Raw genomic sequence first — 25,671 nt, forward strand, 5'->3', positions numbered from 1 at the left:
ATAATAGAGTCAATAATATCCGGATTAAATTCAGATATCGCGCAGTTCGACCCAGGTCGGCGCATGATCGCTCGCCTTTTCCCGGCCACGAAACGCCTTGTCGACCTGGGCATCAACCAGCCGGTCGGCCGCCGCCGGGCTCAGCAGCAGATGATCGATGCGGAAGCCCGCGTCGCGCGGCCAGGCACCGGCCTGATAGTCCCAATAGGTCCACACCCCACCGGCCGGATGGCGGGTCAGGATCGAATCGGTCCAGCCGTCGCCCAGCAGCCGGCGATAGGCCTCCCGGCTTTCGGGCTGCATCAGCGCATCGTCCGCCATCGCCTTGGGCGAATAGATGTCCACGTCGCGCGGGATGACATTATAGTCGCCGGCCAGGATGGCGGGCACTTCCTCCGCCCAGATTTCCGCCGCCCGCTCCCGCAGCCGCTTCATCCAGCGCAGCTTGTAATCGAATTTCGGCCCCGGCTGGGGATTGCCGTTGGGCAGGTAGATGCTGGCGACCCGCACCCCCTTCACATCGGCTTCCAGATAACGGCTCTGCTCGTCCTCGGGCTCGCCCTCCAGGCCCCGGCGCACCTCCACCGGCTGGTCGCCGCGCGCCAGGATCGCCACGCCGTTGAAGCCCTTCTGCCCGTGCCAGATCACGCCATAGCCCGCATCCTCGATATCCTTGACCGGGAAGGTCTCGTCGGACGTCTTGATTTCCTGCAGGCAGGCAATGTCGGGCCGGGTCTCGTCCAGCCATTCCAGCAGGCGCGGCAGCCGCGCCTTGATGCCGTTGATGTTGAAGGTGGCGATACGCATAATGGACCTGTCTCTTTCGCTGTCCACTTCCCTTTAGAGAAGTGGGCTGCGTCTACAAGCCAATGCGCCGATCAGACCGAGAAGCTGGTGCCGCAGCCGCAACCGGCGGTCGCGTTGGGATTGGTCACCTTGAACGCCGCGCCGCCCAGGTCCGACACGAAATCGACCGCGGAGCCGCGCACCAGGTCCAGGCTGACATCGTCCACCACCAGCGTCACGCCATCGCGCTCGACCGCCAGATCCTCGGCCTCCACCTGCTCGGCCAGGCCAAAACGATATTGGAAGCCCGAACAGCCGCCGCCTTCCACGGCCAGCCGCAATATGGCGGGCTTGCCCTGCTTGGCGGCGATCGCCGCGACGCGCGCGGCAGCGGAGGGGGTGAGGTCAATATCGGCCATGGCGCCTAGATAGGATCAAGCAAAAGCCCCGGCAACCCATGGGCGCCGGGGCTTTGGAAAAGTCGGGATCAAAAGCGGTCGATCAGTCGACGGCCTTTTCGTCCGCCTTGGTCGGGCCGCCCATGGCGACCGGCGGCTTGGTGTTCATCGCGATCAGATAGTCGGGACCGGCGACGAACGGGATCGGGTTGATCGCCGCGCCATCGACGCGGACTTCATAATGGAGGTGGCTGCCGGTCGAACGGCCAGTCGACCCCATCAGGCCGATCACCTGACCGCGATGGACGTAGCTGTTGGGCGCAACCAGCAGCTTCGACATATGGCCGTAGCGGGTTTCCATGCCATTGCCGTGCGAGATCTGGACCAGGTTGCCATAACCGCTGGCCCAGCCGGCGCGGCTGATGATGCCGTCGGCGGTCGCGTGGATCGGGGTGCCGATCGGGCCGGGGATATCGATCCCCTTGTGCATGCGGGCGCTGCGGTTGAACGGGTCGGAACGCACGCCGAAGTTCGAGGTCAGCGACAGCTTCTCGACCGGGCGGCCCGAGGGGATATAGGCTGCGGTCTTGGCGTTGCCGTCCATGCGCTGCAGGCTGGAAAAGATGTTGGAGAAGCCGACATCGGCCGGGCCGAGCGCACTGGTATTGATTTCCGAGGCGTCGCCATATGGATCATCTTCATCCTTGGCGTTGGCCGGGGCTGCGGCGCACATCACGCCTACCATGCCGACCATCCCGAAAATCTTGGCCGTCTTGCTGGCCGATTGGAACCAACGCGCACCCAGCGCATTCACAGTACGAAGAATCAACATGCCGACCCCGACTTATGCCCGCGAAGGCTTTTGCCTCTCGTGGGTTCCCCATGTTCAATAAAATGGCGACCTAGATCGCCCCCGCTGGATGCAGACTGCAAATCGCCGCTCAGCTTGCAAGCGCGTCGTAGAAATCCCGCGTCAAACCGGCCTGCCGACGCGCCGAGTCGTTGAACGGTGGCTTAACGCTCCCCCGAAAATGGCGTTTCACAAGGATTTGGTAATGTTTGACGGGGTCTAGGCCCAATCGGTTCGTCGCCTGGTTGAACCATGTCGTCCCGGCCGACACATGGCGAATCTCATCCGTCATGATCCGCTGCAACATCCTTGCGGATATATGGTCGCCCACCCCCTCGAACCGCGCGATCGTCGACGGCGTGATATCCAGCGCACGGGCTTCCAGCACCATCGGCACCACGGCCAGCCGCGCCAGCGCATCGCCCGCCGTCTCGCTCGCCGCCTGCCACAGCCCGTCATGCGCGGGCAGCGCGCCATAATGGCTGCCCAACTGCCGCAGCCGCCGGTCGAGCAGCGCGAAATGCATCGCCTCGTCCGCGCCGACCCGCATCCATTCGTCGGTGAATCCCGCCGGAAATTCGCCGCCAAAGCGCCCGATCAGGTCGAACGCCAGGTCGATCGCGACAAACTCGATATGCGCCAGTGCGTGCAGCATCGCGATCCGCCCGCGATCCGTGCCCATCTTGCTGCGCTTGGGCATTTGCCCCGGCGGCAGCAGTTCGGGCGCATCGGGCCGGGCCGGCCGATCGGGCATCGCCACGTCGAACCGATGCGCCAGCCGGCCCAGTCGCCAGCTACGCGCCACCGCCCGCGCCGCCATCAGCTTGGCGGTCGGATCGGCGATATGGAGCACATGGGCGCACCCCGCGCCCACGGAATCGATGGCAGGTGGCAGGGTCAAAGCGCCTTCGCCGCCTCCAGCACCTCGGCGGCGTGGCCCTTGACCTTGACCTTGGGCCAGACCCGCACGATCTTGCCGTCGCCGTCCGCCAGGAAGGTCGCCCGCGCGATCCCCATATATTGGCGGCCATAAAGCGACTTTTCGACCCAGGTGCCGAACGCCTCGCACGCCGTGCCCGGCTCGTCCGACGCCAGCGTCACCGCCAGCCCATATTTGTCTCTGAACTTCTTGAGCTTTGCCGGCTTGTCCTTCGACACGCCAACCACCGCCACGCCCAGCGCCGCGAAGTCGCTCGCCAGTTCGGTGAAATCCTTCGCCTCGCTGGTGCAGCCGGGCGTGTCCGCCTTGGGATAGAAATAGACCACCACCGGCTTGCCGCGATAGCGCGCCAGGCTGAAATCCGCGCCATCCACATCCTTCAGCGCCACGTCGGGCAGCATCGCTCCCTGTTCAAGCATCTTGATCCTCCTGATAGGGCGCGGCCAGCGCGCGCCATGCGTCGCCGACGCTTTGCCGGGCCTTGGCATAGCTTTCAAGCAGCGCGTCCCAATCGGTCGCGCCACAGGCGCGCGCGACCAGCGGCCGGGTCGCCTCCGGCGGCTCGGTCGACTTGGGCGATACCAGCCGCGACACGATCAGGAAGCGGGTGATCAGTTCCTGCGCCGGGATCAGCGCGGCGGGCAGATGACCGGCCGCCACCAGCTCGGCCAGCGCCTCGCCCAGATCCGGGGCGAACCCCAGGCGATAATGGAACTGGCTGATGTGGATCAGGAACTCGATGTCGACCAGCCCGCCGGGCACCAGCTTGACGTCCAGCTCGCTTGCCGGCGGCTTGTGCCGGGCAATATCGCCGCGCATCTTCACCGCCTGCCGCGCCAGTTCGTCGAAGTCGCGTGGCCGTTGCAGCGTTTCGGTCAGGATCGCCTCCAGCGCGCTACGCGCCTGCGGCGATCCGAACACCGGCCGCGCCCGCGTCAGCGCCAGATGCTCCCAGGTCCAGGCTTCCTCGCGCTGATATTTGGCGAAACTGTCGAGGCTGACCGCCAGCAGCCCCTGCGCGCCCGACGGCCGCAGCCGCGTATCCACCTCATAAAGCGGCCCCGCCGCCGTCGATACCGACAGCGCATTGGTGATCCGCTGGCCGAGGCGGTTGAAATATTGGGTAGCGCCCAACGGCCGCGCCCCATCCGATTCCGCCAGGAAATCACCGGTGAAGAGGTAAACTAGGTCCAGGTCCGATGCGTGGGTCAGCACCCCGCCGCCCATCCGCCCCAGCGCCAGGATCACCATCTCGCCGCCCGGCACCTTGCCATGCGCGCTCTCGAACTCGGCCACGGTGGCGCCCGCCAGCGCCTCGATCGCGGCTTCCGCCACCCGGCCATAACCGCGCCCGGCCTCCAGCGGATCGCCGCCCCGCACGATCTGCACGCCCAGCGCGAAGCGGCGATCATTCACCCGCTGCCGCACCCGGTCGAGCAGCGCCTGATAATCCTCGCCCGCCTCCAGCGCGGAAAATTGCTGCGCCAGGACATCGACCGGCGGCACGGGATCGAAGGCCGACGCATCGATCAGCCCTTCGAGCAGCTCGACCCGGCGGCTCAGCACATCGGCCAGCGCGGGCGCATGGCTCAATATCTCCGCCAGCAGTTCGACCAGCCCCGGCCGCGCGCCCAGCAGCTTGAAGAAGTTGATCGCGCTCGGCAGCCGGCCGATCATGTCGTCCAGCCGGTTGAGCGCCCGGCCCGGATCGGGCGCGGTGGCGAGCGCGGGCATCAGCACCGGCAACAGCCGCTCCAACGCCTCGCGCGACGCGCCGCTGCGCAGCGAGCGGATCGTGCCGTCGCGCCAATGGGCGACCCGCGCCGCCGCCCAGTCGGCATCGGCAAAGCCCATCTCCTTGAGCTGCGCCTTCAGCCTGTCCTCGTCATGCGACAGGCTGCCATCGTCGGGCGCGGCGGTCAGCCGGTCATAATTGGCGCCGACCCACTCGACATGGGGCCGCAGCAGGTCGAGCAATGCCGCCCCGTCCGCCAAGCCATGCAGGCGCGCAACATTGTCGAGCGAGTCCGGGTTCTTGGGCAATTCATGGGTCTGGCGATCCTCGACCATCTGCAGGCGATGCTCGATCGTGCGGAACAGGATATAGGCTTCGTCCAGCCGCGCGGCCACCTCCGCCTCGATCACCCCCGCCGCCGCCAGCGCCCGCAGCGCCGTGCGCGTATGGCCCGACCGCAATGACGGGTCGCGCCCACCATGGATCAACTGATGGACCTGCGCGAAAAACTCCACCTCGCGAATGCCGCCGCGCCCGCGCTTGAGGTCATAGCCCGGCCCGAACGCCTGCCCCTGCGCATAATGGTCGCGGATGCGCCGGCTGATGTCGGTGATCGCGTCGATCGCGCCGAAGTCCAAGCTGCGTCGCCACACGAAGGGGCGGATCTGGCGCAGGAAATAATCGCCCAGCGCCATGTCGCCCGCCGCCGGCCGGGCGCGGATGAAGGCGGCCTGTTCCCAGCCCATCGCGGTCGACTCATAATAGCCGATCGCCGCCTCCACCGGCAACGCGATCGGCGTGGCTTCGGGGGATGGCCGCAGCCGCAGGTCGACGCGGAAGACATAGCCGTCGCCGTCTCGCGCATTCAGTATCTCGCTGACCCGCCGGCCGATCCGCACCGCCGCGTCGGCCACATCCTCCCGCTCGCCATGCGGCAAGGTGGTGGGATCATAGAGCAGGATCGGGTCGATATCGGACGAGTAATTGAGTTCCCGGCTGCCATGCTTGCCCAGCGCCAGCACGACGAACCCCTGTGGCACGGCATCGGGATAGCGTTCGGCAAAGGTCGCAGCCAGCGCCTCCTCCAGCGCCTGGTCGGCAAAGTCGGACAGGGTGCGCGTCACCCGGTCCATGTCCCAGGCCCCGGCCAGGTCCGCCGCCGCCGTCACCAGCGCGATCGCGCCGCGCCGCCGCCGCAGCGATTTGGCCACGCCATCCTCTGGCACGCCCTGCGCCTGTGCCGCTGCCATCGCCGCGTCGAAATCGCCCGTCGCCAGCAGCGCGACGACGGCCGGATAGCGGTCCATCTGCCGCGCCAGAAATGGCGAATGCGCGCGTATCCGCGCTTCCAGGTCGATCCAGTCCGTCACGCTTCCGTCTCCTTGTTGACGGCGATATCGCGTCCGAATGCGACGAAATCCAGAAACTTTTGGCTTACATGGCCGTTCTGTGTCTCATGGAAATGCAGCGCAAACCTCTTGGCCGATCGGCACCGGGACGGGACAGCGGCGGCGCCCGCGTCGTCAATGTCGGCCTGCCCCTGCCCTATGAAGGCGTGGGCAAGGCGCTGCGGTCCAGTTTCTCCGCGCAGCGCGACACTCTGCCGGACGATATGCTGGCGCTGCTGGCGAAGCTTGATCAGCATTAACCAATAAAGCGCAGACATTTTTTCATGTCTTGCCGCTAAGGCCCCAATCTCTTTCCATTTTCAGGCGGGAATGCGGGTCAATCGATGATGTACAAGGTCTTTGCCGGCGGCACGCTGGTGGTCGCACCGATGATCGTCCTGGCGCTGCAGAATTTCGCGCCGCATCACCAGCCGCTTCCTCAGCCTAGCGAAGCACAGCCGGTCGCCACGCCGGTTGCGCCGCCGCCTCCCCCCGTCGCCCCCAGTGCGCCGCAGGACTTTGCCGTCCCGGCTTCGGGTGAGCCCATGGCCGATGCCGGCCAGCCCAGCATCATGCCGCCGCTGGACACGGCCGCGTCCGTCAGTCCGGGGTCATCAGATTTGCCGCCGCCAGGCTCCCCCAACGCCGAACATTGATCGCGCCTACAGCGCCCCCTTGAACGTATCGCACTGGGCCGGATCGCCACTGTCCAGCCCCTTGCGCAGCCAGCTCATGCGCTGCTCGCTGGTGCCATGGGTGAAGCTTTCCGGCACCGGCCGCCGTCCGGCCGACTTCTGCAGCGTATCGTCGCCGATCGACTGCGCCGCCTTCATGCCCTCTTCCAGGTCGCCGGCTTCCATCAGGCCCGTGCGCTTGGCCCAGACACCGGCATAACAATCGGCCTGCAGCTCCACCTTCACCTGCAACGCATTGCCCTGCGCCTCGCTGACGCGGCGCTGTTGCTGGTTCACCTGGCCCAGCGTGCCTTCCAGATCCTGGACATGATGGCCCACCTCATGCGCGATGACATAGGCCTGGGCGAAATCGCCCGGCGCGCCGAAGCGATCGCGCAATTCGGTGAAGAAATCGGTGTCGAGATAGACCTTCTGGTCGTTCGGGCAGTAAAATGGCCCCATCGCGCTCTGCGCCGCGCCACAGCCCGACGTGCCGCTCTGCGCATAGAAGGACAGGATGGTCGGCTGATAGGTCTGGCCGGCTTCCTTGAAGATCTGGCCCCAGACCCGCTCGGTCGATCCCAGCACCTTCAATGACCAATGCTGGATCTCGGTCAGCTTGCTCGCATCCTGGCTACCCGCCGGCGCGCTCTGCGGCGCCTGTTGCTGCACGCCGCCACCGCCGCCCAGCAGGCTGAGCGGATTGACGCCCATCACCGCCAGGATGATCAGCACCACGACGATGCCGCCGCAGCCGAAGCGACTGCCGATCAGCGGCAGCAGCAATCCCAGGCCGCCCATCCCGCCGCCGCCGCCGAAACCGCCGCCGCGCCCGTCCTGCACCTCGAAATTGCTGCTTTCCTGTTCGTCGTCGAGCCGCACCCTGGCCTCCCTCGCATCCTGTTCCCGTGCCTACTGCATAACCGGCTGGCTGCAAACCATCGGCTGACGATGCACGTTCCATCGACGGGAACGAGTTTGTTACGAGACATTAAGTTGGAATGGCCGGACCAAAACCTATATTGCAGTGCGACATGGCCGACACCGAATCCCGACCGCGCCGCCGCGCCACCACGCCCCTCCCCCTCCCCCGCGAAGTCGCATTGCTGTTGCAGGGGGGCGGCGCGCTCGGCTCCTTCCAGGCTGGCGTCTATCAGCGGCTCGATGAACTGGGGGTCGATGTCAGCTGGGTCGCGGGCATTTCGATCGGCGCGGTCAATGCCGCGATCATCGCCGGCAACCCGCCCCACCGGCGCCTGAGCCAGCTCAAGAAATTCTGGCTGACCGTCTCGGGCGGCATGCCCAACATGATCCTGCCGGAAATCGACCATATCCGCGAGGCCGCCCATCTGATGGCCGCCGGCACGGTCGCGACCCTGGGCGTGCCCGGCATGTTCCGCCCGCGCCTGTGGCCAGCGCCGCTGATGCCCGAAGGATCGGCCGGCGCGATCAGCTTCTATGACAGCGCGCCCTTGAAGGACACGCTCGACGCCTGTGTCGACTGGGATCTGCTCAATGACGGGCCGGTCCGCCTGTCGGTCGGTGCGGTCGATGTCGAAAGCGGCAATTTCGCTTATTGGGACACGCGCGGTCCTGGCGGCAACACCCGCATCGACGCCCGCCATATCATGGCCTCGGGCGCGCTGCCGCCGGGCCTGCCCCCGGTCGAGATCGATGGGCGCTGGTATTGGGATGGCGGCATCGTCTCCAACACCCCGCTCGCCCATGTCCTCAACCATCAGACCGACGACATGCTGGTGTTCCAGGTCGATCTCTTCCCGGCCGAAGGGCCGATGCCGCGGCAGATGACCGATGTCTATTCGCGCATGAAGGACATCCAGTATAGCAGCCGCACCCGGCAGGTGACCGACCAGTATCTGCGCCTGCGCCGCGAGCATGGCGCGATCAAGGCGCTGCTCGACAAGCTGCCGCCCGAACTGCAGGACGGGCCGGAGGCGCAGAAGCTGCGCGACATGCTCGATGGCGGATCGGTCAACATCGTCCACCTCATCTACCGCACCCGCGCCTGGGAAAGCGGCGCGAAGGATTTCGAATTTTCCCGCGCGACCATGCTCGACCATTGGAGCCAGGGTCGCGAGGCGGTGGAAGAAGTGATGCACAAGGGCGACCTCATCGCCCGCAACATTCTCGACGGAAAGAGCGCGACCTTCGATCTCGACGCGCCGGATCATCTCAAGGAGAAAATGGCATGAGCAAGTCCCTCGCTGGCAAGACCGCCCTGATCACCGGTTCCACCTCGGGCATCGGGCTTGCCTATGCCAAGGCGCTGGCCGGCGAAGGCGCCAATGTCGTGATCAACGGCTTCGGCGATGCGGACGGAATCGAGAAGGAACGGCTCGGCCTTGAAGCTCTTTCGGGCGCCAAGGCGCTCTACAGCGGCCATGACCTGACCAAGGTCGACCAGATCGAGGCGATGATGAAGGAAGCGGCCGATGCCTTCGGCGGTATCGACATCCTCATCAACAATGCCGGCATGCAGCATGTCGCCCCGGTCGAGGAATTCCCGCTCGACAAATGGGATCTCATCATCGCGCTGAACCTCAATGCCGCCTTCCACACCACGCGCCTCGCCATTCCTTACATGAAGGACAAGAAGTGGGGCCGGATCATCCAGACCGCCTCGGCTCACTCGCTGGTCGCTTCGCCCTTCAAGAGTGCCTATGTGACCGCCAAGCATGGCCTCAACGGCTTCACCAAGACGGTCGCGCTGGAAGTCGCCACCTTCGGCATCACCGCCAACTGCATCTCGCCCGGCTATGTCTGGACCCCGCTGGTCGAAAACCAGATTCCCGACACGATGAAGGCGCGGAACATGACCCGCGAGCAGGTGATGAACGACGTGCTGCTCGCCGGCCAGCCGACCAAACAGTTCGTCACCGCCGAACAGGTCGCCGCCACCGCCCTCTATCTCTGCAGCGACGCCGCCGCCCAGATCACCGGCGCCAATCTCTCGATCGACGGCGGCTGGACCGCCCAATAAGCGCCATCGCCCGGTCGATATGACCGGGCACGCAATTGACTCCCTTTCCCCCTTGGCCGCGAACTGGCGGTCAAAAGGGGAAGAGGATCGCGCCATGGCGCCAGACCAGTGCCGTATCACCGATCAGGTCGCCATCGTCACCGGCGGCGGCGCGGGCATTGGCCGCGCCATCGCCCTGGCCCTGGCGGAGGCCGGCGCCGACATCATCATCGCCGACATCATCCCCGACCGCGGCGCGGAAGTGGCGGCGCGCATCGCGGAGCATGGCCGCGACTGTCTCCCTATCCCGACCGACATGGCCCAGCCCGATCAGGTCGCGGCGATGGTCGCTGCTGCCCAGGCCCGCTTCGGCCGGATCGACGTCCTCGTCAACAATGTCGGCGGCGTCGGGCGCAAGAGCTTCCTCGACCAGAGCCAGAATAGCTGGCGCCGCCATATCGACCTCAACCTCGTCTCGATGCTCGCCGCCACCTCGGCCGCCGTGCCGCACATCATCACGGGCGGGCGCGGCGGCGCCATCATCAACGTCTCCAGCATCGAAGGATCGCGCGCCGCGCCCGGCTATGCGGTCTATGCCGCGTGCAAGGCGGGGATGAACAATTTCACCCGGACCATGGCGCTCGAACTGGCCGACCACGGCATCCGCGTGAACGCGATCGCGCCCGATTTCGCCACGACGCCGGGCACGCGCGGCAATCCTCCCGGCCCGGTGGACGAAGCGACATGGTTCCCCGTGCCGCCCGCCATGGCCGATGCCACCGCCCGCCGCATCCCGCTGCAACGGCCCGGCATCGATAGCGAATGCGGCCAGGCGGCCCTGTTCCTCGCCTCGCCGATGAGCAGCTATGTCACCGGCACCATATTGCCGGTCGACGGCGGCAGTTGGGCCTCGTCCGGCTGGGTCCGCAACGCCGCCCGCCAATGGGTGCTGGTCGAACCGCATGGAGTGTCCGACGCATGAAGATCAACGTCCCCCTGCCCTTCGACCATGCCGACCTGCCCGACGAGTTCGGTACGATGGCGGCGGTCGCCGAAATCGGCCGCACGGTGGAACAGGCCGGCTTCCACGCCGGCCTCGTCACCGACCATCCGGTGCCGACCGGCCGCTGGCTCGACGCCGGTGGCCATCATGCCCAGTCGCCCTTCGTCATGCTTGCCCTGCTCGCCGCCCACACCACGACCCTGCGGCTCCAGACCGGCATCCTCGTCCTGCCCTATCGCAATCCCTTCATCGTCGCGCGCGATATCACCACGCTCGACGCCTTCGCCGGCGGCCGGGTCACGCTCAGCGTCGGCGCGGGCTATCTCAAGGGCGAATATCGCGCGCTCGGCGTCGATTTCGACCAGCGCAACGAGCTGATGGATGAATATCTGCGCGTCATCCGCGCCGCCACGACCGGCGAAGAATTCGCCTTTGAAGGGTCCGGCTATCAGGCGTTCGGCAACCGCATCATTCCCGGATCGCCGCAAAAGCCCGGCCTGCCCCTCTATGTCGGCGGCAATGCCAGGCGCGCGATCCGCCGCGTGGTCGATCTCGCCGACGGCTGGAACCCCTTCTTCACCGCCGGCGGCGGGGTCAACAGCGCCACCACCCGCACCGCCGCGATGGAGAATGAGGCCGATCTTCAGGCCGGCATCGCCTATATGCGCGACTATGCGGCGCAGGTCGGCCGCACCGACCTGCCCGATGTGATCCTGGGCGGAGTCAACAAGCCGGGCGAGGATCTCTCCAACCAGCAGATCGTCGACCGCATCGGCACCTATGCGGAATTGGGCGTCACCGCCTGCGGCATCACGGTCAGGGGTCGCACCCGTTCCCAATGGTGCGACAATGCCGCCCGCGTCGGCGAAGAGGTGATTGCGAAAATCTAGGGGACGCCGATCACCGTCTCGGGCTGCTCGGGATAGGCACGCAGCAGCGCGTTGCACAGCGCCGTGGCGGCGCTAGCCCGCTTGTCGGCCGGGCGCACCGTTACCGCACTGCCGCTCCAGATCACCGCCGCGTCGCCGCGCCGATGCAGGCGCATCTCCAGCTCGGTGCGCTCCAGCGCGACATGGCGCGTCTTGCCGGATGGCACCGCCAGCGAGAAGCTCGATCCCACCGCGCCCGACACGCCGCCGGGCATCAGGTCGGAATTGCTCTTCTCGACCTTACCGGTCCCGGTCCCGACCTCGGACGCCCGGATCACCAGTTCCATGACCAGCGCGGCATGGCCATCGTCCAGCAAGGTGAAGCCCTTGTCCGACAGGGCCAGGGTGGCCGCATCGACAAAGGCATCCGCCGCGCCCGCCCGTCCGCTCGCATCCTCCTGCATGGACACAGATATGGTGCCGCCGCTCGGCACATCCGCCGCCGATGCCATCGCCGGCAGCAGCAGCGCCGCCGCCATCAGCATGGATCGCGCCCATTTCCGCGCGCCAGGCAATCGCTTCTGATCCATCAAGGCTCGATCATCCATCCCAAGCCGAACAGGTCGGCGGCCAACACCCCCATGCCTAGCCCAGCGGCGGCCCGCCGACAATCGCGCGCCCTCGCCGGTCCCGCCGCGCCAATCTCACACGATATTCATTTGCCTTCCCGCGCCCGGCATGACAGCGGCGGAGCATGACGAACCGATCGCCCCGCCATCCGCTCCTGATCGCGCTGCTGCGCTGCAAGCCGGTGCTCGACTTCATCGGCGACGATCCCGACGCGAAACCGCTCGCCCGCAATATCGGCCTGTTCCAGCTGACCATGTTGGGCGTGGGCGCGACCATCGGCACCGGCATATTCGTGGCGCTGACGACCGCCGTGCCCGAAGCGGGGCCGGCGGTCACCTTGTCCTTCGTCATCGCCGGCATCACCGCCGCGCTGACCGCGCTCTGCTATGCCGAAATGGCATCGGCCGTGCCGGCGTCGGGTTCCTCCTATTCCTATGCCTATGCGACCATGGGCGAACTCGCCGCCTTCCTGATCGGCAGTTGCCTGCTACTGGAATATGGTGTCTCCGCCTCCGCCATTGCCGTGGGATGGGGGCAATATCTCAATGAACTTCTCTCGATCAGCACCGGCTGGCGCCTGCCCGACATCATCGCCCGGCCGCCTGGTGCGGGCGGCATCGTCAACCTGCCCGCCGTGCTGCTGGTCGGCCTCTGCCTCATCCTGCTGCTGCGCGGCACGCGGGAATCGACCACCGCCAACGCCATATTGGTGATCGCCAAGCTCGCCGTGCTGGCGCTGTTCGTGGCGGTCGCGCTCGCCCATTTCCAGCCCGCCAATTTCCATCCCTTCGCGCCCAAGGGCATGGTCGGCATCGGCGCCGCCGCTTCCTCCATCTTCTTTTCCTATATCGGCATCGACGCGGTCTCGACCGCCGGCGAGGAAGTGCGCAATCCCCGCCGCGACCTGCCGCTCGCGATCATCCTGTCGCTGCTGATCGTCACCGCCGCCTATATATTGGTCGCGGTCGCAGCGATCGGCGCCCAGCCCTGGACCGAATTTGCCGGGCAGGAAGCGGGCCTGGCCGTCATCCTCCACAATCTCACCGGCGCGGGCTGGCCGGCGGTGATCCTGTCGCTGGGCGCCATCGCCTCGATCTTCAGCGTCACTCTGGTGGTGATCTACGGCCAGACCCGCATCCTCTATGCCATGGGCCGCGACGGGTTGCTGCCCGCCTTCTTCTGCCGGGTCGATCCGGTGCGCCATGTGCCGCGCCAGAATACGTGGATCGTCGCGATCGGCGTCGCCCTGCTCGCCGCCTTCGTGCCGTTGGACGTACTGGTCAACCTCACCAGCATGGGCACGCTGATCGCCTTTGCCACCGTGTCGATCGGCGTCATCATCCTGCGCCGCACCCGGCCGGACCTGCCGCGCGGCTACAAGGTGCCCTTCTATCCGGTCCTGCCGATCGCCAGCACGCTCTTCTGCGCCTATCTCATCTTCGGCCTGCCGGCCGACACCTATGCGCTGTTCGCGGTCTGGGTTGGTGCGGCCGCTCTGCTCTATTTCGGCTATTCGATGCGGCGCTCGGCACTGGCCCAGCGCTGACTGCTTACCTCCGCGATACCCTCGGCACGAAGATGATCGGGTCGATATCCAGCACCGGCTTTGCCGGGGCCGGCGCAGTCACCTTGGCCATAGCATCCGCCGCCGCCATCTGCTCGATCGTCAGCGAGGGATGCAGCCGATCCCTGGTCACCGTCACCAGCCCGCCCAGGCTGGTCATGCCGAACAGCTTCTGGGCAAAGGCATAGGGCAGGCGAATGCAGCCATGGCTGGCCGGATAGCCCGGATTATGCCCGGCATGCAGCGCAATGCCATCCCAGGTCAGCCGCTGCATGAAGGGCATGGGCGCATTGCTGTAGAGGTTGGACCGGTGCCACTGATTCTTCTGCAGGATCGGATAGTCGCCAATCGGCGTGCTGTGCCCGGCCATGCCGGTCGACACGCTCGCCATGCCGACCAGCCGGTCGCCACTATAGACATGGGCCATCTGCCGATCGATGCTGATGACCAGATGGATCGGCCCGTCGAGCGGCCCTTCCTCCAGCCAGCGATAGCCACCCGGCGCCAGCGCACCAGCCTTGGCCGCCGGCCGCGCGCGCTTGACCGGCGCGGCCGCCTGCACCGGCAGCGATAGCGCGCCGACAAGCAGGAACAGGCTGGAAAGGCCGGAACGGGCGAAGGACATGAATCCCTTCTTAAGCATGCGCTACACCCGCGCCAGCCCTCAAATCATGCCCATCCCGCCCCACGACGGGACAGCATCGTCAGATCAGCAGCAGTTGCGCCACCGGCGAAAAACTGCGCCGGTGCAGCGGCGTCGGCCCATGCTCACGCAGCGCCGCCATATGTTTGGCGCTGCCATAGCCCTTGTTGCTCTCCCACCCATAATGCGGATGCTCGGCGGCCGCCGCGATCATGATCCGGTCGCGCTCTTCCTTGGCCAGGATCGATGCGGCGGCGATCGACAAGCATTTGGCGTCGCCCTCCACCACCGCGGTCGAGGACCAGCGCCAGTTGGGACAGCGATTGCCATCGACCAGTATATGGGCGCACTCCTGCCCCAGCGCCTCGACCGCGCGGGTCATGGCCAGCATCGTCGCCCATAATATGTTGAGTTCGTCGATCTCGGCTACGCTGGCGATGCCCAGCCCCCAGCACAGCGCGCGGGCCTTGATCTCGCCCTCCAGCGCGGCACGGCGCTTGGCGGTCAGCTTCTTGGAATCATTGAGGCCCTCGGGGCAATCTTCCTGTCGCAGGATGACGGCGGCCGCGACCACCGGCCCCGCCAGCGGCCCGCGCCCGGCCTCATCCACACCGGCGACCAGGCCGGGATGATGGATCAGTTCATGCAGGAAATCAGGCATAGGCGTGGAAGCCAAAGGGATTGCCCATCGGGCCATGGCCCGCGCCAAGCCCCGGCGCCAGCGCCAGTGCCTCGCGCACATATTTGCGGCCACGCTCGACCGCCTCGATCAGGTCCAGCCCCTGCCCCAGACCAGTCGCGATCGCGCTCGCCAGGGTGCAACCGGTGCCATGATTGTGCCGCGTGTCGATCCGCGCATTGCTCCACGCCTTGCGCACGCCCTGCGGCCCGATCAGCCGGTCGGTCAGCATCGGCCCCTCGCCATGGCCACCCTTGGCCAGCACATGGGTGGCGAAACGGATGGCGATCTCCTCGCCGCCCAGCGCCGCCAGTTCGGGGATATTGGGCGTCACCAGCGTGGCGATGGCCATCAGCCGCTCGAACGCCGCGATCGTCGCATCGTCGGCCAGCAGCGATCCGCTGGTCGCGACCATGACGGGGTCGAAGACGATCGGCACATTATCGAGCTGCGCCAGCCGCTCGGCCACCGCTGCTGCCGTCTGCGCCGAACCGATCATGCCGATCTTGACCGCGTCGACGCCGATGTCGCTGATCACGCTTTCCATCTGCGCCAGCACCATGTCGGTCGGCACCGGGTGGACGCCCTGCACGCCCAGCGTGTTCTGCGCGGTGATCGCGGTGATCGCAGTCATGGCATGGCCGCCCAGCAGCGTGACCGTCTTGATATCCGCCTGGATACCGGCGCCGCCGCCACTGTCCGACCCGGCAATGATGAGAATACGGGGCACGCTCATCCCTTGAACTTGCGCTCCATGGAGGCCGGGTTGGCCGCCAGCGCCTTGCCCATCCGGGTCGGCCGGTCCATCAGTTCGCCGCCGCAATTGGGGCAGCGATCGTCCAGCGCCTCAGCACAGGGCGCGCAATAGGTGCATTCGAACGAGCAGATGAACGCGCCGGGCTCATCGGCCGGCAGGTCGGTGCCGCAACGTTCGCAATCAGGGCGCATTTCTAGCATCAGGCCGCCGCCTTCTCGACTGCGGCGCAGATACGCTCGACCACGTCCTTGACCTGATCCTCGCGGTCGCCCTCGGCCATGACGCGGATCACCGGTTCGGTGCCCGACGGGCGGATGACCAGCCGGCCCGACCCGCTCAGTTCAGCCTCGGCCTGGGCGATCACCCGCTGTACCGTCTCATCCTCCAGCGGCTTGCCGCCGGCGAAGCGGACATTCTTTAGCAGTTGGGGCACCGGATCGAACTGGTGCAGCGTCTCGCTCGCCGGCTTGCCCGAACGTACCAAGGCGGCCAGCACCTGCAGCGCGGCGACCGTGCCGTCCCCGGTGGTCGCATAATCGGACAGGATCATGTGGCCGGACTGTTCGCCGCCAACATTGAAGCCACCCTCGCGCATCCGCTCCAGCACATAGCGGTCGCCGACCTTCGTCCGCTCTAGGCCGATGCCCTGCCCGGTCAGGAAGCGCTCCAGTCCCAGGTTCGACATGATCGTCGCCACCAGCCCACCGCCGCGCAGCGTGCCGGCGCGGGCGAAATTGGAGGCAATCAGCGCCATGATCTGGTCGCCGTCGACAATCTGGCCCTTTTCATCGACCACGATCAGCCGGTCGGCGTCGCCGTCCAACGCGATGCCAATGTCAGCGCCGGAGGAGACGACGGTTTCCTGGCACAGCAGCGGCGCGGTCGATCCGCAGCCGTCATTGATATTGGTGCCATTGGGCGTGACACCCACGGCGACCACTTCCGCGCCCAGTTCCCAGAAGGCCGACGGCGCGACCTGATAGGCGGCGCCATTGGCGCAGTCGACCACGATCTTGAGGCCGTCGAGCCGCAGGTCGGCAGGGAAGCTCGACTTGACCGCATGGATATAGCGGCCGCGCGCATCCTCAACCCGGCGGGCGCGGCCGATGTCCTTGGACGCGGCCAGCGGCACATCCTGGTTCAGCAGCCCCTCGATCTTCAGCTCATCCTCGTCCGACAGCTTGTAGCCATCCGGACCGAACAGCTTGATGCCATTGTCATAATAGGGATTGTGGCTGGCCGAAATCATGACGCCCAGGTCGGCGCGCATCGAATGGGCCAGCATGGCGACGGCCGGCGTCGGGATCGGGCCGAACTGGACCACGTCCATGCCGACTGCGGTGAAGCCCGCAACCAGCGCATTTTCGACCATATAGCCCGACAGGCGGGTATCCTTGCCGATCACCACCCGGTGGCGATGGCTGCCGCGCTGGAAATGGGTGCCGGCCGCCATGCCGACCTTCATCGCCAGTTGCGGCGTCATCGGCCACTGGTTGGTGCGACCACGAATACCGTCAGTGCCGAAATATTGTCTGCTCATGCGATCCTGCCCCAGGGCGGCTATGGGTAAAACTCACCTCCCCCATAGCAATCTTTGATCGACTTTCCACCGCTGTCCCGGCATCGCCGCCGCATGGAAAATTTCAATGCCGCCGTCGACGCGCTGTCCAGCGCAGTCTTCTTCAAGGTTCCCCTGTTCGGCGCGCAGATCGAGCTGATCGTGCTCTATCTGGCGCTCCCCATGCTGTTCTTCACCATCTGGCTGGGCTTCCCCAATGTCACCCAGGTCGGCCGAGCGATCCGCATCCTGCGCAGCCAGCCGCATGAGGGCGAGGCGAAGGGCGATGTCAGCCAGTGGGGCGCGCTGTCCACCGCCCTGTCCGGCACCATTGGCCTGGGCAATATCGCCGGGGTCGCGGTGGCGCTGACCATGGGCGGGCCGGGCGCGATATTGTGGATGTTCATCATCGGCTGGTTCGCGATGACGGTGAAGATGGCGGAGGTCACGCTGGGCCTCAAATATCGCGTCTTCGACGAACGCGGCCATGTCCATGGCGGGCCGATGTATGTGCTCAAGGCCGTCGGCGCGGCGCGCGGCTGGCCGAAGATCGGCCTGGTGCTCGGCGGCGCCTATGCCTTCTTCGCCCTGTTTGGCGCGATCCCGATGGTGCAGGTCAACCAGAGCTTCGCCCAGGTGAAGGTGGTCACCGGCATGACCAATGGCTGGGCCTATGGCGTGTTCATCGCGGCGGCCGTCGCGCTGGTGACGATGGGCGGCGCGGCCTGGCTGGGCGAGGTGTCGAAGCGCCTGACCCCGCTCAAGGTCACCGTCTATCTGGGCGGCGTCGCGGCCATCCTGATCCTCCATGCCGACGCCATTCCCGGCGCGCTGGCGCTGATCTGGCACGGCGCCTTTTCCAGCGATGCGGCCACCGGCGGGGCGATCGGCGCCTTTGTCGCGGGCATGCGCCGCGCGGTGTTCGCCAGCGAGGCGGGCGTCGGGTCCGCCGTCATGGCGCACAGCCTGGCCCGCGCCCGCCATCCGGTGTCCGAAGGGCTTGTCGCCCTGCTCGAACCGCTGCTCGGCACGATGATCGTCTGCGCGCTGGGCGGGCTGGCGCTGGTGGTCGCGGGCACCTGGAACAACGGCTTTGAGGGCATCGCCATCACCTCCGCCGCCTTTGCCAAGGTGTCACCCTGGTTCCCCTGGCTGCTCGCCGTCGTCGTCTTCCTCTTCGCCTATTCGACACTGGTCGCCTGGGGCTTCTATGGTCTTCAGGCCTGGGGCTATCTGTTCGGCAACGGGCCGCGCGCCCAGTGGGTCTACAAGATCCTCTATGTCGTCGCCCTGCCCCCGGCCGCCGCGATCGACCTCGGCCGGGTGGTCGGCATCGTCGACAGCAGCTTCTTCCTGATGGCGATCCCCAATGTCATCGCCCTCTATCTGTGCGCCGGCGAACTGCGCCGCGACGTGAAGGCCTATCTGGCGGAACAGGCTTAACTTCGCACATTTCCCGCACATTCTGACATAATCTTGCGGGGCCGCGATCCTATCGGAAAGCGGCCCCGTTCTTATAGCATGGCCTTAACCAGATAGGACAGAAACGAAAAAGGCCCCGCCTGTCGGCGGAGCCTCTTCGATCGTGCAGACGGTGGGGCGTCAGATCTTGTCGCCGAGCGCACCCTTGACCGAGCCGGCCACATCTTGGGCCGTACCCTTCGCCTTCTGCAGCTTGCCTTCGGCTTCCAGGCGTTCATTATCCGTGGCCTTGCCGATCGCTTCCTTCGTGGCACCGGCGGCCTTGTTGCCCGCAGCCTTCACCTTGTCGGTCAGTTCACCCATATGGTTTCTCCTTGGAAGTGGCTTTCCCCCTGTCAACCATCGGACAGGGGGAAAGGTTTCCATCGGAACGCGGGCGTCACGACAAAATCAGGGCTTGATCCCGTAGCGGGCATAGACGGCGTCGATGCGCGGATCGATGCGCCGGGCGACCGCGATTTCCGCGTCACCCTCGCTCGCCCGGCCCAGCCGGTGCAGGACGATGCCGCGCATGTAGCGGCTCGGCTCCTTGCCCGGCTCCTGTGCGACGACGACGTCCAGGTCGCGCAGCGCATCATCGAACCGGCCCATGCGGAACCACAGCATCGCCCGGCTGTCGAGCGCGGCCATGCTGCCCGAACTCAGCTCCACCGCCTTGGTGCAATCCTGCATCGCGCTGTCCAGTTCGACATTGCGCGATCCCTTGACCCAGCAACGCTCGTTGAACAGCCCGGTCATGCCCGGCTTTTCCGCCAGTTGCGCATCGATGATCTCGATCGCCTTGGCCGGATCGCCATAGGTGCCGAGCAGCGTCGCCTTGAAGCTGCGATAGCCGTCGCGCGCCTCGCCACCGATCGCGATCTTTGCATCGACCATGCCCAGCGCATCGTCCAGCTTGCCGCTTTCGGCCAGATAGGTCGCGACCGTGCCGACCGCCGCGCCCGACGCCGGGTCGAGCTGGCGCGCCATCCGACCATCGGCCAGCGCGCCGGTCACGTCGCCGGTCTGGAATCGGCGATAGGCCCGCTGCAGATAGAGGTCGACATCGGGCTTGATCCCGATCGCCTTGTCGAGATCGACCAGCGCATTCTTGTAGTCGCCAATACCCCAGCGGAAATTGCTGCGGCTGGAATAGCCGGTCGCGTCCTCCGCATCGGCGGCGATCGCCTTGGCAAAGGTCGCCTCGACCGCCTTGGACTGCGGCCAGGCGGCGATGGTCGCCGGGCTGTAATCCCACAAATAGGTGGGCTTGGCCGGGCCGATCACATGCGGCGACATCGCCTGCACCGTCGCCAGCGCATCGCGCTCGTCGGGCAGGCGATCGGCCGCAATCTCGACGCCGGTGGCGTCGGTCCGCTCCTCGACATCCAGCACCCCGTCCTTCAGCTGCACGGTCCGGCGCAGGTCATAGCCGGCCACCGTCTTGCTGAGGCCCTGCTCGCCTTCGATCGCATAGCCCTTGCCGCCCTCGGGCAGGCGCAGGCGCAGATGATAGCGAATGCCGATCGGCGCACCCGTCGCCACCGGGATCGCCAGCCAGGCGGGGCGTGCCCGGTCCGGCGCGAAGCTGATCTCGTCGATCAACTTGCTGGCGTCGCGGCGATAGCGCCGGTCGCTCAGCTTCCAGGGCGAGCTGGTGACGCCATGGGCGGTGAAGGTGACGGTGGCCGACGCTGCATCGGTGGTGACGCCGACCTGGCTATATTGGGCGGTGCCGACCTGCTCGCTGAAAAAGCCCTGCACCATCTCATCGCGCCGCTTGGCATCCATCTGGCCAAGACCGGTGCTGATCATGGTGGCGATCTGCCCGCGCAGCACCGCCTTGGCATCGAACACGGTCGGCAGCTTCTCATGCCCGCTTTCGTCCGCCTCGACACTGACGTCGATCGTCGGCCGGGCATTGGCATGGGTCTGGATCGGCATCAGTTCCGCGCCGGCGGTGCGCACCGGCAGCACCGATCCGAAGCGCGGCGTATCGCCGATATCCTCCAGCCGCGATCCCAGCCCGGTGCCGTCGAGCCAGTAGGATTGGCCATCGATCACCGCACGCACCAGCACATGGTCGAAGGCCGCGGCCGTGGGCAGCCGTTCCGGCACGGAATCGCCCAGGGTCGAACTGGCCAGCACCGGCTCCGCCTCGATCCCCAGCCCGCGCAGCAGCGAAAGCAGCAGCAGCGTCTTCGCCTTGCAGTCGCCATAGCGCAGCGTCCAGGTCTCGGCCGGCTTCTGCGGGACATAATTGCCGCCATTCATGCCGACCATCAGATAGCGGACATGGTCCTGCACCAGTTGCAGCGCCGCCGCCGCCTTCTCCTTCGGCGATCCCGGCAGCGCCTTGAGCTTGGCCAGTTCGCCCGCCAGCGGCGATCCATCGACGATCAGCCCGTCGGTCGCATAGAGCGGCGCCATCGTCTTCGACACATCGGCCCAGCTGGCAAAGGTCGACAGTTCGAACAGCGGCGGATGGGTGAAGCGGGTCGGCGCGTCGGCCGGCATTTCCGGTTGCTTGGCCAGCGGCACGGCAAAGCTCAGCTCGGTGAGGCTGCCCTTCTTGACAGGCTTGGCATCGACGCCGCTCGCCAGCAGCTTCCAGCGCGGCGCGTCCGCGTCATCCCACAACAGGCGGACCCGGCCATAGCCCAGCCGCAGCGGCGCGGCCGGCAGGGCCGAGACATTCTGGACATGGCCGCCCAGCGCATCATCCTTGCTGGTGGTCGAATAGCGCAGCCGCACCACATCGCCCACCTGCACCCCCTCGACCGCCATGGTCGCGGTCAGGATGCCGCTGATCTGCAGCGCTTCCAGCCCCTGCTCACGGCGCAGCACGGTGAATTTCTTGCCGCTGGCCAGCGCATCGATCACCTGATCGCCGCGCAGGATCGTCAGTTCATGGATGATGAGGTCGCCCTTGTCCGGCGCCCAGGGCAGCGTCAGCGACGACAGCTGGGTCAGCGCCTCGGCCGAACCGGCGCGGGTGGCGATGTCGGCATAGTTCCACAGCTGGCCCTTCTCGACCCGCTGCTGGCTGTCGAGGATCATCATCGAGGGCGGATCGCCATCGGCCGCCAGCTTGGGCATCGCCGCCTTGTCGATCCAGCCGGGGGCCGGCTGATACAGCGGCACCTCTCCGGCAAAGGCAGGCGCCACAACCGTCATGGCCGCCGAAGCCGCCAACCACCCAAAATGTCTCATTTCCCCCCGAACTTCCTTTTGCACTAAGCCCCGTTTGACCGAAGGCTATGGCATCGCGGCGAAGCGCTCAAGGGGAAGCATCACGCGCAAAGAAAAAGGGGCCGGAAAACCGGCCCCTTCTCGAAATTCGCGGCAGTCGCGAAGCGGATTAGCGCTTCGAGAACTGGAAGCTGCGGCGGGCCTTGGCCTTACCGTACTTCTTACGCTCGACGACGCGGCTGTCGCGGGTCAGGAAGCCTTCGGCCTTGACCGCGCTGCGCAGCGCCGGCTCATACTTCGACAGAGCCTGGGCGATGCCGTGCTTGACCGCACCGGCCTGGCCCGACAGACCGCCGCCCTTGACGGTGGCGATCACGTCATACTGACCTTCACGGTCGGTAACGCCGAAGGGCTGGTTGATGACCAGACGCAGGGTCGGGCGAGCGAAATAGACTTCCTGGTCACGGCCGTTGACCGTGATCTTGCCGGTGCCGGGCTTCACCCACACGCGGGCCACGGCGTCCTTGCGGCGGCCGGTGGCATAGGCGCGGCCGAGGCCGTCGATTTCCTGGGCGCGCAGCGGAGCCGAGGGCTGGACCGGCGCGGCAGCGACGGGCGCTTCGCCTTCGACGGCAGCCGGGGCAGCGGCAGGAGCGGCAGTGGCCAGCGACGCGAGGTCGGACAGGGACTGACGGTTATCGGACATTATGCACCCACCTTGTTCTTGCGGTTGCGCGACGCGAAGTCGAGCACTTCGGGGTTCTGGGCTTCATGCGGATGCTCGGTGCCGGCGAAGATGCGCAGGTTGCGCATCTGCTGGCGGCCCAGCGGACCACGGGGGATCATACGCTCGACGGCCTTTTCCAGGACGCGCTCGGGGAAACGACCTTCCAGGATCTTCTGGGGGGTGGTTTCCTTGATGCCGCCGGCATAACCGGTGTGCTTGTAGTAAACCTTGTCGGTCAGCTTGCGGCCGGTGAACTTGACCTTGCCCGCGTTGATGATGATGACATTGTCACCGCAATCGACATGGGGGGTGAAGCTCGGCTTGTGCTTGCCGCGCAGGATATTCGCCACAGTCGAAGCGAGACGACCCACGACCAGCCCTTCGGCGTCGATCAGGATCCACTTCTTTTCGACCGTTGCCGGGGTTGCCGGCTTGGTGGTCTTCATCAGCGCCTTCATGGTGCCAATTCTCCAAGAATGAACAGTGAACCAGCTACCCTAGGGTCGCCGGAAGATGGGCGCTAATGACGTTTGGGGGCCGACAAGTCAAGAGATTCGGCGGCTTTCACGACGGGTAAAATAATACCACTCACTTGCCGGCAGCGGTCAGGCTCCGCTTTTCGGTCAGCGTCTGGGCACCCAGGGTCAGCCTACGCTCCTGCGCATCGACCAGTCCCGTCTGTGCCGACACGATATAGCGCATCGTGACATGGGCGCCCTCCCCCTGCAGATCCTCCTGCAAGGTCAGGCGGTTGCCGTCATGGGCGGCAAGGACGGAATTACCCTCCACCGCGACGGCGCGGCCCAGCGGAGGACCGGCCATGGTGCGCACGCCACGCGGCCTGGCATCGTCAACTTCGCTGTCAACGAACAGCAGCAACGGCTGCACCTCGCCCGACAGCAGCGCCAGCCGCCCTTCGGGCGTCAGCCCGTCGAGCAGGGTCAGGACATTCTTCGCCGTGCGCTGCCCCGCACTGCCCTCCGGCGCCTTTGCCACCATGGCGTTGAGCGCCTTTTCCATCGTCGCCCGGACATCGTCGACATTGTCGAGGCCGACGATCTTGCCATGGCTATCAAGGCGGAAGCGATGCTCCACCCCGATCAGCGGCGACAGGGCGGCGCGATAGGCATCGGCACCCGCACCGGGCGCATCGCTGTCCAGGCTGCGCAGCGTGACATGCAGGATGTAACCGTCCCCTGCCTTTTCGAAGCGCAATATCCGGTCGGCCCGGAACAGGCTGTCGCGCCCGTCGACCGGCCGATGCTGTTCGATGCGATAGAGCAGATCCTGCCCGGTCGGCGGCGCGAAGCCGATCGCGACCGGGGTGGCCAGCGCTGGTGAGGCGAGCACCAGCGACAGGAAGGCGATCACCCGCTTCATGCCAGTTGCTCCGCGACCCAGGCGGCGAAGGGCGGATGGGCAGCATCGACCGGCAGCGCCAGGATCGCCGGCACATCATAATCGTGCAACTGCGCGATCCGCGCCATCAGCGCGTCGCGCCGGTCGGTGCTGGTCTTGAACAGGACCGGGACTTCCGCGCTCTCCTCTTGCCTGCCCTGCCATTCATAGATGGAGGTGCAGGGACCAAGGATATTGGCGCAGGCGGCCAGCCTCTCTTCGACCAGCGTGCGGGCGACGGCGCGCGCCTGCTCGGCCGATCCGAACAGGCTGTAGACCAGCACCAACTCGTTCCGCTCAAGGCTCATGCCCGGCGCGATCCCACGGCATGGGCGCCCCAGGCGGCCGAGGCCACCACCAGCGCGCCGACCGCCTGGTGCAGCACGGCCAGCGGCAGGGCGATGCCGCTGATGACAGTGGCGATGCCCAGCAGCACCTGCGTGCCGACCGCCGCATTGATCGCGATCGACGCGCCGCGATGGCCCCCCACCTTGGCCTTGCGCGCCAGGATGATCAGCATCGCCGCCGCAACCCAGGCCCACCAGCGGTGGATGAAATGGACCAGATAGGGATCGCTGGAGATGGTCGCCCAGAGCGAGCCGAGCCATAGGATACCTTCGGGCACCAGATGGTCGTTCATCAGCGGCCAGGTGCTGGAGACATAGCCGGCGTCGAGGCCGGCGGTGAAGGCGCCGAACATCAGCTGGACCAGCAGCACCAACAGGGTCGCCAGCGCAAAGGGCTGCAATGCGGCGGGCCGGGCATAGGGATTGCGCGCCAGCGCCAGCAGGTCGAGCGCAGTCCAGATCAGCCCGCCGATGATGAAGAGCGCGGTCAGCAGATGCACCGCCAGCCGATAATGGCTGACATCGGTGCGCACCGACAGACCCGACTTCACCATCCACCAGCCAATCGCGCCCTGCAGCCCGCCCAGCGCCAGCAGCGCGACCAGCCGCCAGCCATAGCCGGCCGGGATCGCCCGGCGCGCCGCGAACCAGATCAGCGGCAAGGCAAAGGCCACGCCGATCAGGCGGCCGAGCAGCCGGTGCAGCCATTCCCAGAAGAAGATGAACTGGAAGGCGGCCAGGCTCATGCCCTTGTTGATCTCCTTATATTCGGGGATCTGCTGATAGTCGCGAAACGCCTCCATCCACTGGTCATGGGTCAAGGGCGGGATCGCGCCGGTGATCGGCTTCCACTGGGTGATCGACAGGCCAGATTCGGTGAGGCGCGTGATACCGCCCACCACCACCATGCAGAAGACCAGCGCCGCCACGATGAGCAGCCAGCGGGCAATGGCGACGGGACGCGGAGCCGCGCTGAACGCGGTCGGGGAAGAACGTGTCATGCCCGGTCCATGCGCCCATGCCGCCCCCTATTCAAGAGGCACGGACTGGGACAAAAGGTCATGGGGCTGCCATCGCCGGGGGATACAAATC

At 66.4% G+C, this 25,671-nt stretch carries 28 protein-coding genes; 8 read left to right on the plus strand and 20 right to left on the minus strand.

Annotated elements, in window-relative coordinates:
• Positions 1–30: 30 nt before the first annotated feature.
• The 6 genes from xth to HH800_RS15920 all read right to left on the minus strand — a co-directional run bounded on the left by xth (position 31) and on the right by HH800_RS15920 (position 6,079).
• The gene (xth, locus tag HH800_RS15895) at positions 31–807 is read right to left on the minus strand and encodes an exodeoxyribonuclease III (protein ID WP_004211011.1); all 777 of its coding nucleotides are present in this window, start codon (positions 805–807) and stop codon (positions 31–33) included.
• A 71-nt stretch (positions 808–878) separates the two neighbouring features.
• The gene (gene erpA / locus HH800_RS15900) at positions 879–1,205 is read right to left on the minus strand and encodes an iron-sulfur cluster insertion protein ErpA (protein ID WP_004211010.1); all 327 of its coding nucleotides are present in this window, start codon (positions 1,203–1,205) and stop codon (positions 879–881) included.
• 82 nt (positions 1,206–1,287) lie between these two features.
• Complete coding sequence (locus HH800_RS15905) at positions 1,288–2,016, minus strand: M23 family metallopeptidase (RefSeq protein WP_004211009.1); 729 nt, start codon at positions 2,014–2,016, stop codon at positions 1,288–1,290.
• Between the two features lie 109 nt (positions 2,017–2,125).
• Entirely contained in the window at positions 2,126–2,935 is an 810-nt protein-coding gene (locus HH800_RS15910; protein WP_169861652.1) for a ferritin-like domain-containing protein, read from the minus strand.
• Entirely contained in the window at positions 2,932–3,393 is a 462-nt protein-coding gene (bcp, locus tag HH800_RS15915) for a thioredoxin-dependent thiol peroxidase (protein WP_169861653.1), read from the minus strand. Before bcp ends, HH800_RS15910 begins: the two co-directional genes overlap by 4 nt.
• Positions 3,386–6,079, minus strand: a complete 2,694-nt coding sequence (locus HH800_RS15920) for a bifunctional [glutamine synthetase] adenylyltransferase/[glutamine synthetase]-adenylyl-L-tyrosine phosphorylase (protein WP_169861654.1) — start codon at positions 6,077–6,079, stop codon at positions 3,386–3,388. The genes bcp and HH800_RS15920 overlap by 8 nt, the downstream gene beginning before the upstream one ends.
• An 86-nt stretch (positions 6,080–6,165) precedes the next feature.
• Between HH800_RS15920 and HH800_RS15925 the strand changes: the two genes are divergently transcribed.
• Positions 6,166–6,357 (plus strand): hypothetical protein, encoded by a 192-nt coding sequence (locus HH800_RS15925; protein WP_017502755.1) that lies wholly within the window; start codon positions 6,166–6,168, stop codon positions 6,355–6,357.
• A gap of 84 nt (positions 6,358–6,441) precedes the next feature.
• A complete protein-coding gene (locus tag HH800_RS15930; protein ID WP_235681899.1) occupies positions 6,442–6,753 on the plus strand; it encodes a hypothetical protein in 312 nt (103 codons plus the stop codon).
• A 6-nt stretch (positions 6,754–6,759) separates the two neighbouring features.
• Here the strand turns inward: HH800_RS15930 and HH800_RS15935 are convergent, their stop codons facing one another.
• Positions 6,760–7,653, minus strand: a complete 894-nt coding sequence (locus HH800_RS15935) for a neutral zinc metallopeptidase (RefSeq protein WP_017502757.1) — start codon at positions 7,651–7,653, stop codon at positions 6,760–6,762.
• Between the two features lie 152 nt (positions 7,654–7,805).
• On the opposite strand from HH800_RS15935, the gene HH800_RS15940 reads away from it, so the two are divergent.
• The 4 genes from HH800_RS15940 (at position 7,806) to HH800_RS15955 (ending at position 11,644) form a co-directional block, all read left to right on the plus strand.
• Positions 7,806–8,984: a patatin-like phospholipase family protein gene (locus HH800_RS15940; RefSeq protein WP_069337711.1), complete on the plus strand. Its 1,179-nt coding sequence runs from the start codon at positions 7,806–7,808 to the stop codon at positions 8,982–8,984.
• Complete coding sequence (locus HH800_RS15945; RefSeq protein WP_004210994.1) at positions 8,981–9,772, plus strand: 3-hydroxybutyrate dehydrogenase; 792 nt, start codon at positions 8,981–8,983, stop codon at positions 9,770–9,772. Before HH800_RS15940 ends, HH800_RS15945 begins: the two co-directional genes overlap by 4 nt.
• A gap of 94 nt (positions 9,773–9,866) precedes the next feature.
• Positions 9,867–10,733, plus strand: coding sequence for an SDR family NAD(P)-dependent oxidoreductase (locus HH800_RS15950; RefSeq protein ID WP_169861655.1), 867 nt, complete (start codon positions 9,867–9,869; stop codon positions 10,731–10,733).
• Positions 10,730–11,644: an LLM class F420-dependent oxidoreductase gene (locus tag HH800_RS15955; protein WP_169861656.1), complete on the plus strand. Its 915-nt coding sequence runs from the start codon at positions 10,730–10,732 to the stop codon at positions 11,642–11,644. The genes HH800_RS15950 and HH800_RS15955 overlap by 4 nt, the downstream gene beginning before the upstream one ends.
• Here HH800_RS15955 and HH800_RS15960 read toward each other — a convergent pair.
• Complete coding sequence (locus HH800_RS15960; protein ID WP_235681900.1) at positions 11,641–12,162, minus strand: hypothetical protein; 522 nt, start codon at positions 12,160–12,162, stop codon at positions 11,641–11,643. The genes HH800_RS15955 and HH800_RS15960 overlap by 4 nt on opposite strands.
• Positions 12,163–12,377: 215 nt before the next feature.
• Here HH800_RS15960 and HH800_RS15965 point away from each other — a divergent pair, with 215 nt between their 5' ends.
• On the plus strand, positions 12,378–13,799 hold the full coding sequence (locus tag HH800_RS15965; protein WP_169861658.1) for an APC family permease: 1,422 nt from the start codon (positions 12,378–12,380) through the stop codon (positions 13,797–13,799).
• A 4-nt stretch (positions 13,800–13,803) separates the two neighbouring features.
• Here HH800_RS15965 and HH800_RS15970 read toward each other — a convergent pair whose 3' ends face one another.
• From HH800_RS15970 to glmM, 5 genes are all read right to left on the minus strand, one after another.
• On the minus strand, positions 13,804–14,460 hold the full coding sequence (locus HH800_RS15970; RefSeq protein ID WP_419248208.1) for a L,D-transpeptidase family protein: 657 nt from the start codon (positions 14,458–14,460) through the stop codon (positions 13,804–13,806).
• Positions 14,461–14,521: 61 nt separating this feature from the next.
• Positions 14,522–15,121, minus strand: coding sequence for a ribonuclease HII (locus HH800_RS15975; protein ID WP_169861659.1), 600 nt, complete (start codon positions 15,119–15,121; stop codon positions 14,522–14,524).
• Positions 15,114–15,875 (minus strand): bifunctional hydroxymethylpyrimidine kinase/phosphomethylpyrimidine kinase, encoded by a 762-nt coding sequence (gene thiD / locus HH800_RS15980; RefSeq protein ID WP_169861660.1) that lies wholly within the window; start codon positions 15,873–15,875, stop codon positions 15,114–15,116. The genes HH800_RS15975 and thiD overlap by 8 nt, the downstream gene beginning before the upstream one ends.
• The gene (locus HH800_RS15985; protein WP_037516302.1) at positions 15,872–16,096 is read right to left on the minus strand and encodes a DUF1272 domain-containing protein; all 225 of its coding nucleotides are present in this window, start codon (positions 16,094–16,096) and stop codon (positions 15,872–15,874) included. The genes thiD and HH800_RS15985 overlap by 4 nt, the downstream gene beginning before the upstream one ends.
• The gene (glmM, locus tag HH800_RS15990) at positions 16,096–17,436 is read right to left on the minus strand and encodes a phosphoglucosamine mutase (protein ID WP_169861661.1); all 1,341 of its coding nucleotides are present in this window, start codon (positions 17,434–17,436) and stop codon (positions 16,096–16,098) included. The genes HH800_RS15985 and glmM overlap by 1 nt, the downstream gene beginning before the upstream one ends.
• A 93-nt stretch (positions 17,437–17,529) precedes the next feature.
• Here glmM and HH800_RS15995 point away from each other — a divergent pair, with 93 nt between their 5' ends.
• The gene (locus HH800_RS15995) at positions 17,530–18,897 is read left to right on the plus strand and encodes an alanine/glycine:cation symporter family protein (protein ID WP_169861662.1); all 1,368 of its coding nucleotides are present in this window, start codon (positions 17,530–17,532) and stop codon (positions 18,895–18,897) included.
• Between the two features lie 159 nt (positions 18,898–19,056).
• On the opposite strand, the gene HH800_RS16000 is transcribed toward HH800_RS15995, so the two are convergent.
• The 7 genes from HH800_RS16000 to HH800_RS16030 form a co-directional block, all read right to left on the minus strand.
• Positions 19,057–19,239, minus strand: coding sequence for a CsbD family protein (locus HH800_RS16000; protein ID WP_004210977.1), 183 nt, complete (start codon positions 19,237–19,239; stop codon positions 19,057–19,059).
• Positions 19,240–19,326: 87 nt separating this feature from the next.
• The gene (locus HH800_RS16005; protein ID WP_169861663.1) at positions 19,327–22,092 is read right to left on the minus strand and encodes a DUF3857 domain-containing protein; all 2,766 of its coding nucleotides are present in this window, start codon (positions 22,090–22,092) and stop codon (positions 19,327–19,329) included.
• 184 nt (positions 22,093–22,276) lie between these two features.
• On the minus strand, positions 22,277–22,813 hold the full coding sequence (gene rpsI, locus HH800_RS16010) for a 30S ribosomal protein S9 (RefSeq protein ID WP_004210975.1): 537 nt from the start codon (positions 22,811–22,813) through the stop codon (positions 22,277–22,279).
• Entirely contained in the window at positions 22,813–23,292 is a 480-nt protein-coding gene (gene rplM, locus HH800_RS16015) for a 50S ribosomal protein L13 (RefSeq protein ID WP_004210974.1), read from the minus strand. Before rplM ends, rpsI begins: the two co-directional genes overlap by 1 nt.
• Positions 23,293–23,422: 130 nt before the next feature.
• Positions 23,423–24,214: a hypothetical protein gene (locus HH800_RS16020; protein WP_169861664.1), complete on the minus strand. Its 792-nt coding sequence runs from the start codon at positions 24,212–24,214 to the stop codon at positions 23,423–23,425.
• Positions 24,211–24,540 carry a divalent-cation tolerance protein CutA gene (gene cutA / locus HH800_RS16025; RefSeq protein WP_169861665.1) on the minus strand — a complete coding sequence of 110 codons (330 nt, stop codon included), beginning with the start codon at positions 24,538–24,540 and terminating at the stop codon, positions 24,211–24,213. Before cutA ends, HH800_RS16020 begins: the two co-directional genes overlap by 4 nt.
• On the minus strand, positions 24,537–25,580 hold the full coding sequence (locus tag HH800_RS16030) for a COX15/CtaA family protein (RefSeq protein ID WP_169861666.1): 1,044 nt from the start codon (positions 25,578–25,580) through the stop codon (positions 24,537–24,539). Before HH800_RS16030 ends, cutA begins: the two co-directional genes overlap by 4 nt.
• Between the last annotated feature and the right edge of the window lie 91 nt (positions 25,581–25,671).

The organism is Sphingobium yanoikuyae, from assembly GCF_013001025.1.
GTDB lineage: Bacteria > Pseudomonadota > Alphaproteobacteria > Sphingomonadales > Sphingomonadaceae > Sphingobium > Sphingobium yanoikuyae_A.

Coding starts and splice junctions, on each gene's coding strand:
- xth (WP_004211011.1), bottom strand. CDS start 807: ATGCGTATCGCCACCTTCAACATCAACGGCATCAAGGCGCGGCTGCCG.
- erpA (WP_004211010.1), bottom strand. CDS start 1,205: ATGGCCGATATTGACCTCACCCCCTCCGCTGCCGCGCGCGTCGCGGCG.
- HH800_RS15905 (WP_004211009.1), bottom strand. CDS start 2,016: ATGTTGATTCTTCGTACTGTGAATGCGCTGGGTGCGCGTTGGTTCCAA.
- bcp (WP_169861653.1), bottom strand. CDS start 3,393: ATGCTTGAACAGGGAGCGATGCTGCCCGACGTGGCGCTGAAGGATGTG.
- HH800_RS15925 (WP_017502755.1), top strand. CDS start 6,166: ATGGAAATGCAGCGCAAACCTCTTGGCCGATCGGCACCGGGACGGGAC.
- HH800_RS15930 (WP_235681899.1), top strand. CDS start 6,442: ATGATGTACAAGGTCTTTGCCGGCGGCACGCTGGTGGTCGCACCGATG.
- HH800_RS15940 (WP_069337711.1), top strand. CDS start 7,806: ATGGCCGACACCGAATCCCGACCGCGCCGCCGCGCCACCACGCCCCTC.
- HH800_RS15945 (WP_004210994.1), top strand. CDS start 8,981: ATGAGCAAGTCCCTCGCTGGCAAGACCGCCCTGATCACCGGTTCCACC.
- HH800_RS15950 (WP_169861655.1), top strand. CDS start 9,867: ATGGCGCCAGACCAGTGCCGTATCACCGATCAGGTCGCCATCGTCACC.
- HH800_RS15955 (WP_169861656.1), top strand. CDS start 10,730: ATGAAGATCAACGTCCCCCTGCCCTTCGACCATGCCGACCTGCCCGAC.
- HH800_RS15960 (WP_235681900.1), bottom strand. CDS start 12,162: ATGGCGGCGGCGCTGCTGCTGCCGGCGATGGCATCGGCGGCGGATGTG.
- HH800_RS15965 (WP_169861658.1), top strand. CDS start 12,378: ATGACGAACCGATCGCCCCGCCATCCGCTCCTGATCGCGCTGCTGCGC.
- HH800_RS15970 (WP_419248208.1), bottom strand. CDS start 14,460: ATGCTTAAGAAGGGATTCATGTCCTTCGCCCGTTCCGGCCTTTCCAGC.
- HH800_RS15975 (WP_169861659.1), bottom strand. CDS start 15,121: ATGCCTGATTTCCTGCATGAACTGATCCATCATCCCGGCCTGGTCGCC.
- thiD (WP_169861660.1), bottom strand. CDS start 15,875: ATGAGCGTGCCCCGTATTCTCATCATTGCCGGGTCGGACAGTGGCGGC.
- HH800_RS15985 (WP_037516302.1), bottom strand. CDS start 16,096: ATGCTAGAAATGCGCCCTGATTGCGAACGTTGCGGCACCGACCTGCCG.
- glmM (WP_169861661.1), bottom strand. CDS start 17,436: ATGAGCAGACAATATTTCGGCACTGACGGTATTCGTGGTCGCACCAAC.
- HH800_RS15995 (WP_169861662.1), top strand. CDS start 17,530: ATGGAAAATTTCAATGCCGCCGTCGACGCGCTGTCCAGCGCAGTCTTC.
- HH800_RS16000 (WP_004210977.1), bottom strand. CDS start 19,239: ATGGGTGAACTGACCGACAAGGTGAAGGCTGCGGGCAACAAGGCCGCC.
- HH800_RS16005 (WP_169861663.1), bottom strand. CDS start 22,092: ATGACGGTTGTGGCGCCTGCCTTTGCCGGAGAGGTGCCGCTGTATCAG.
- rpsI (WP_004210975.1), bottom strand. CDS start 22,813: ATGTCCGATAACCGTCAGTCCCTGTCCGACCTCGCGTCGCTGGCCACT.
- rplM (WP_004210974.1), bottom strand. CDS start 23,292: ATGAAGGCGCTGATGAAGACCACCAAGCCGGCAACCCCGGCAACGGTC.
- HH800_RS16020 (WP_169861664.1), bottom strand. CDS start 24,214: ATGAAGCGGGTGATCGCCTTCCTGTCGCTGGTGCTCGCCTCACCAGCG.
- cutA (WP_169861665.1), bottom strand. CDS start 24,540: ATGAGCCTTGAGCGGAACGAGTTGGTGCTGGTCTACAGCCTGTTCGGA.
- HH800_RS16030 (WP_169861666.1), bottom strand. CDS start 25,580: ATGACACGTTCTTCCCCGACCGCGTTCAGCGCGGCTCCGCGTCCCGTC.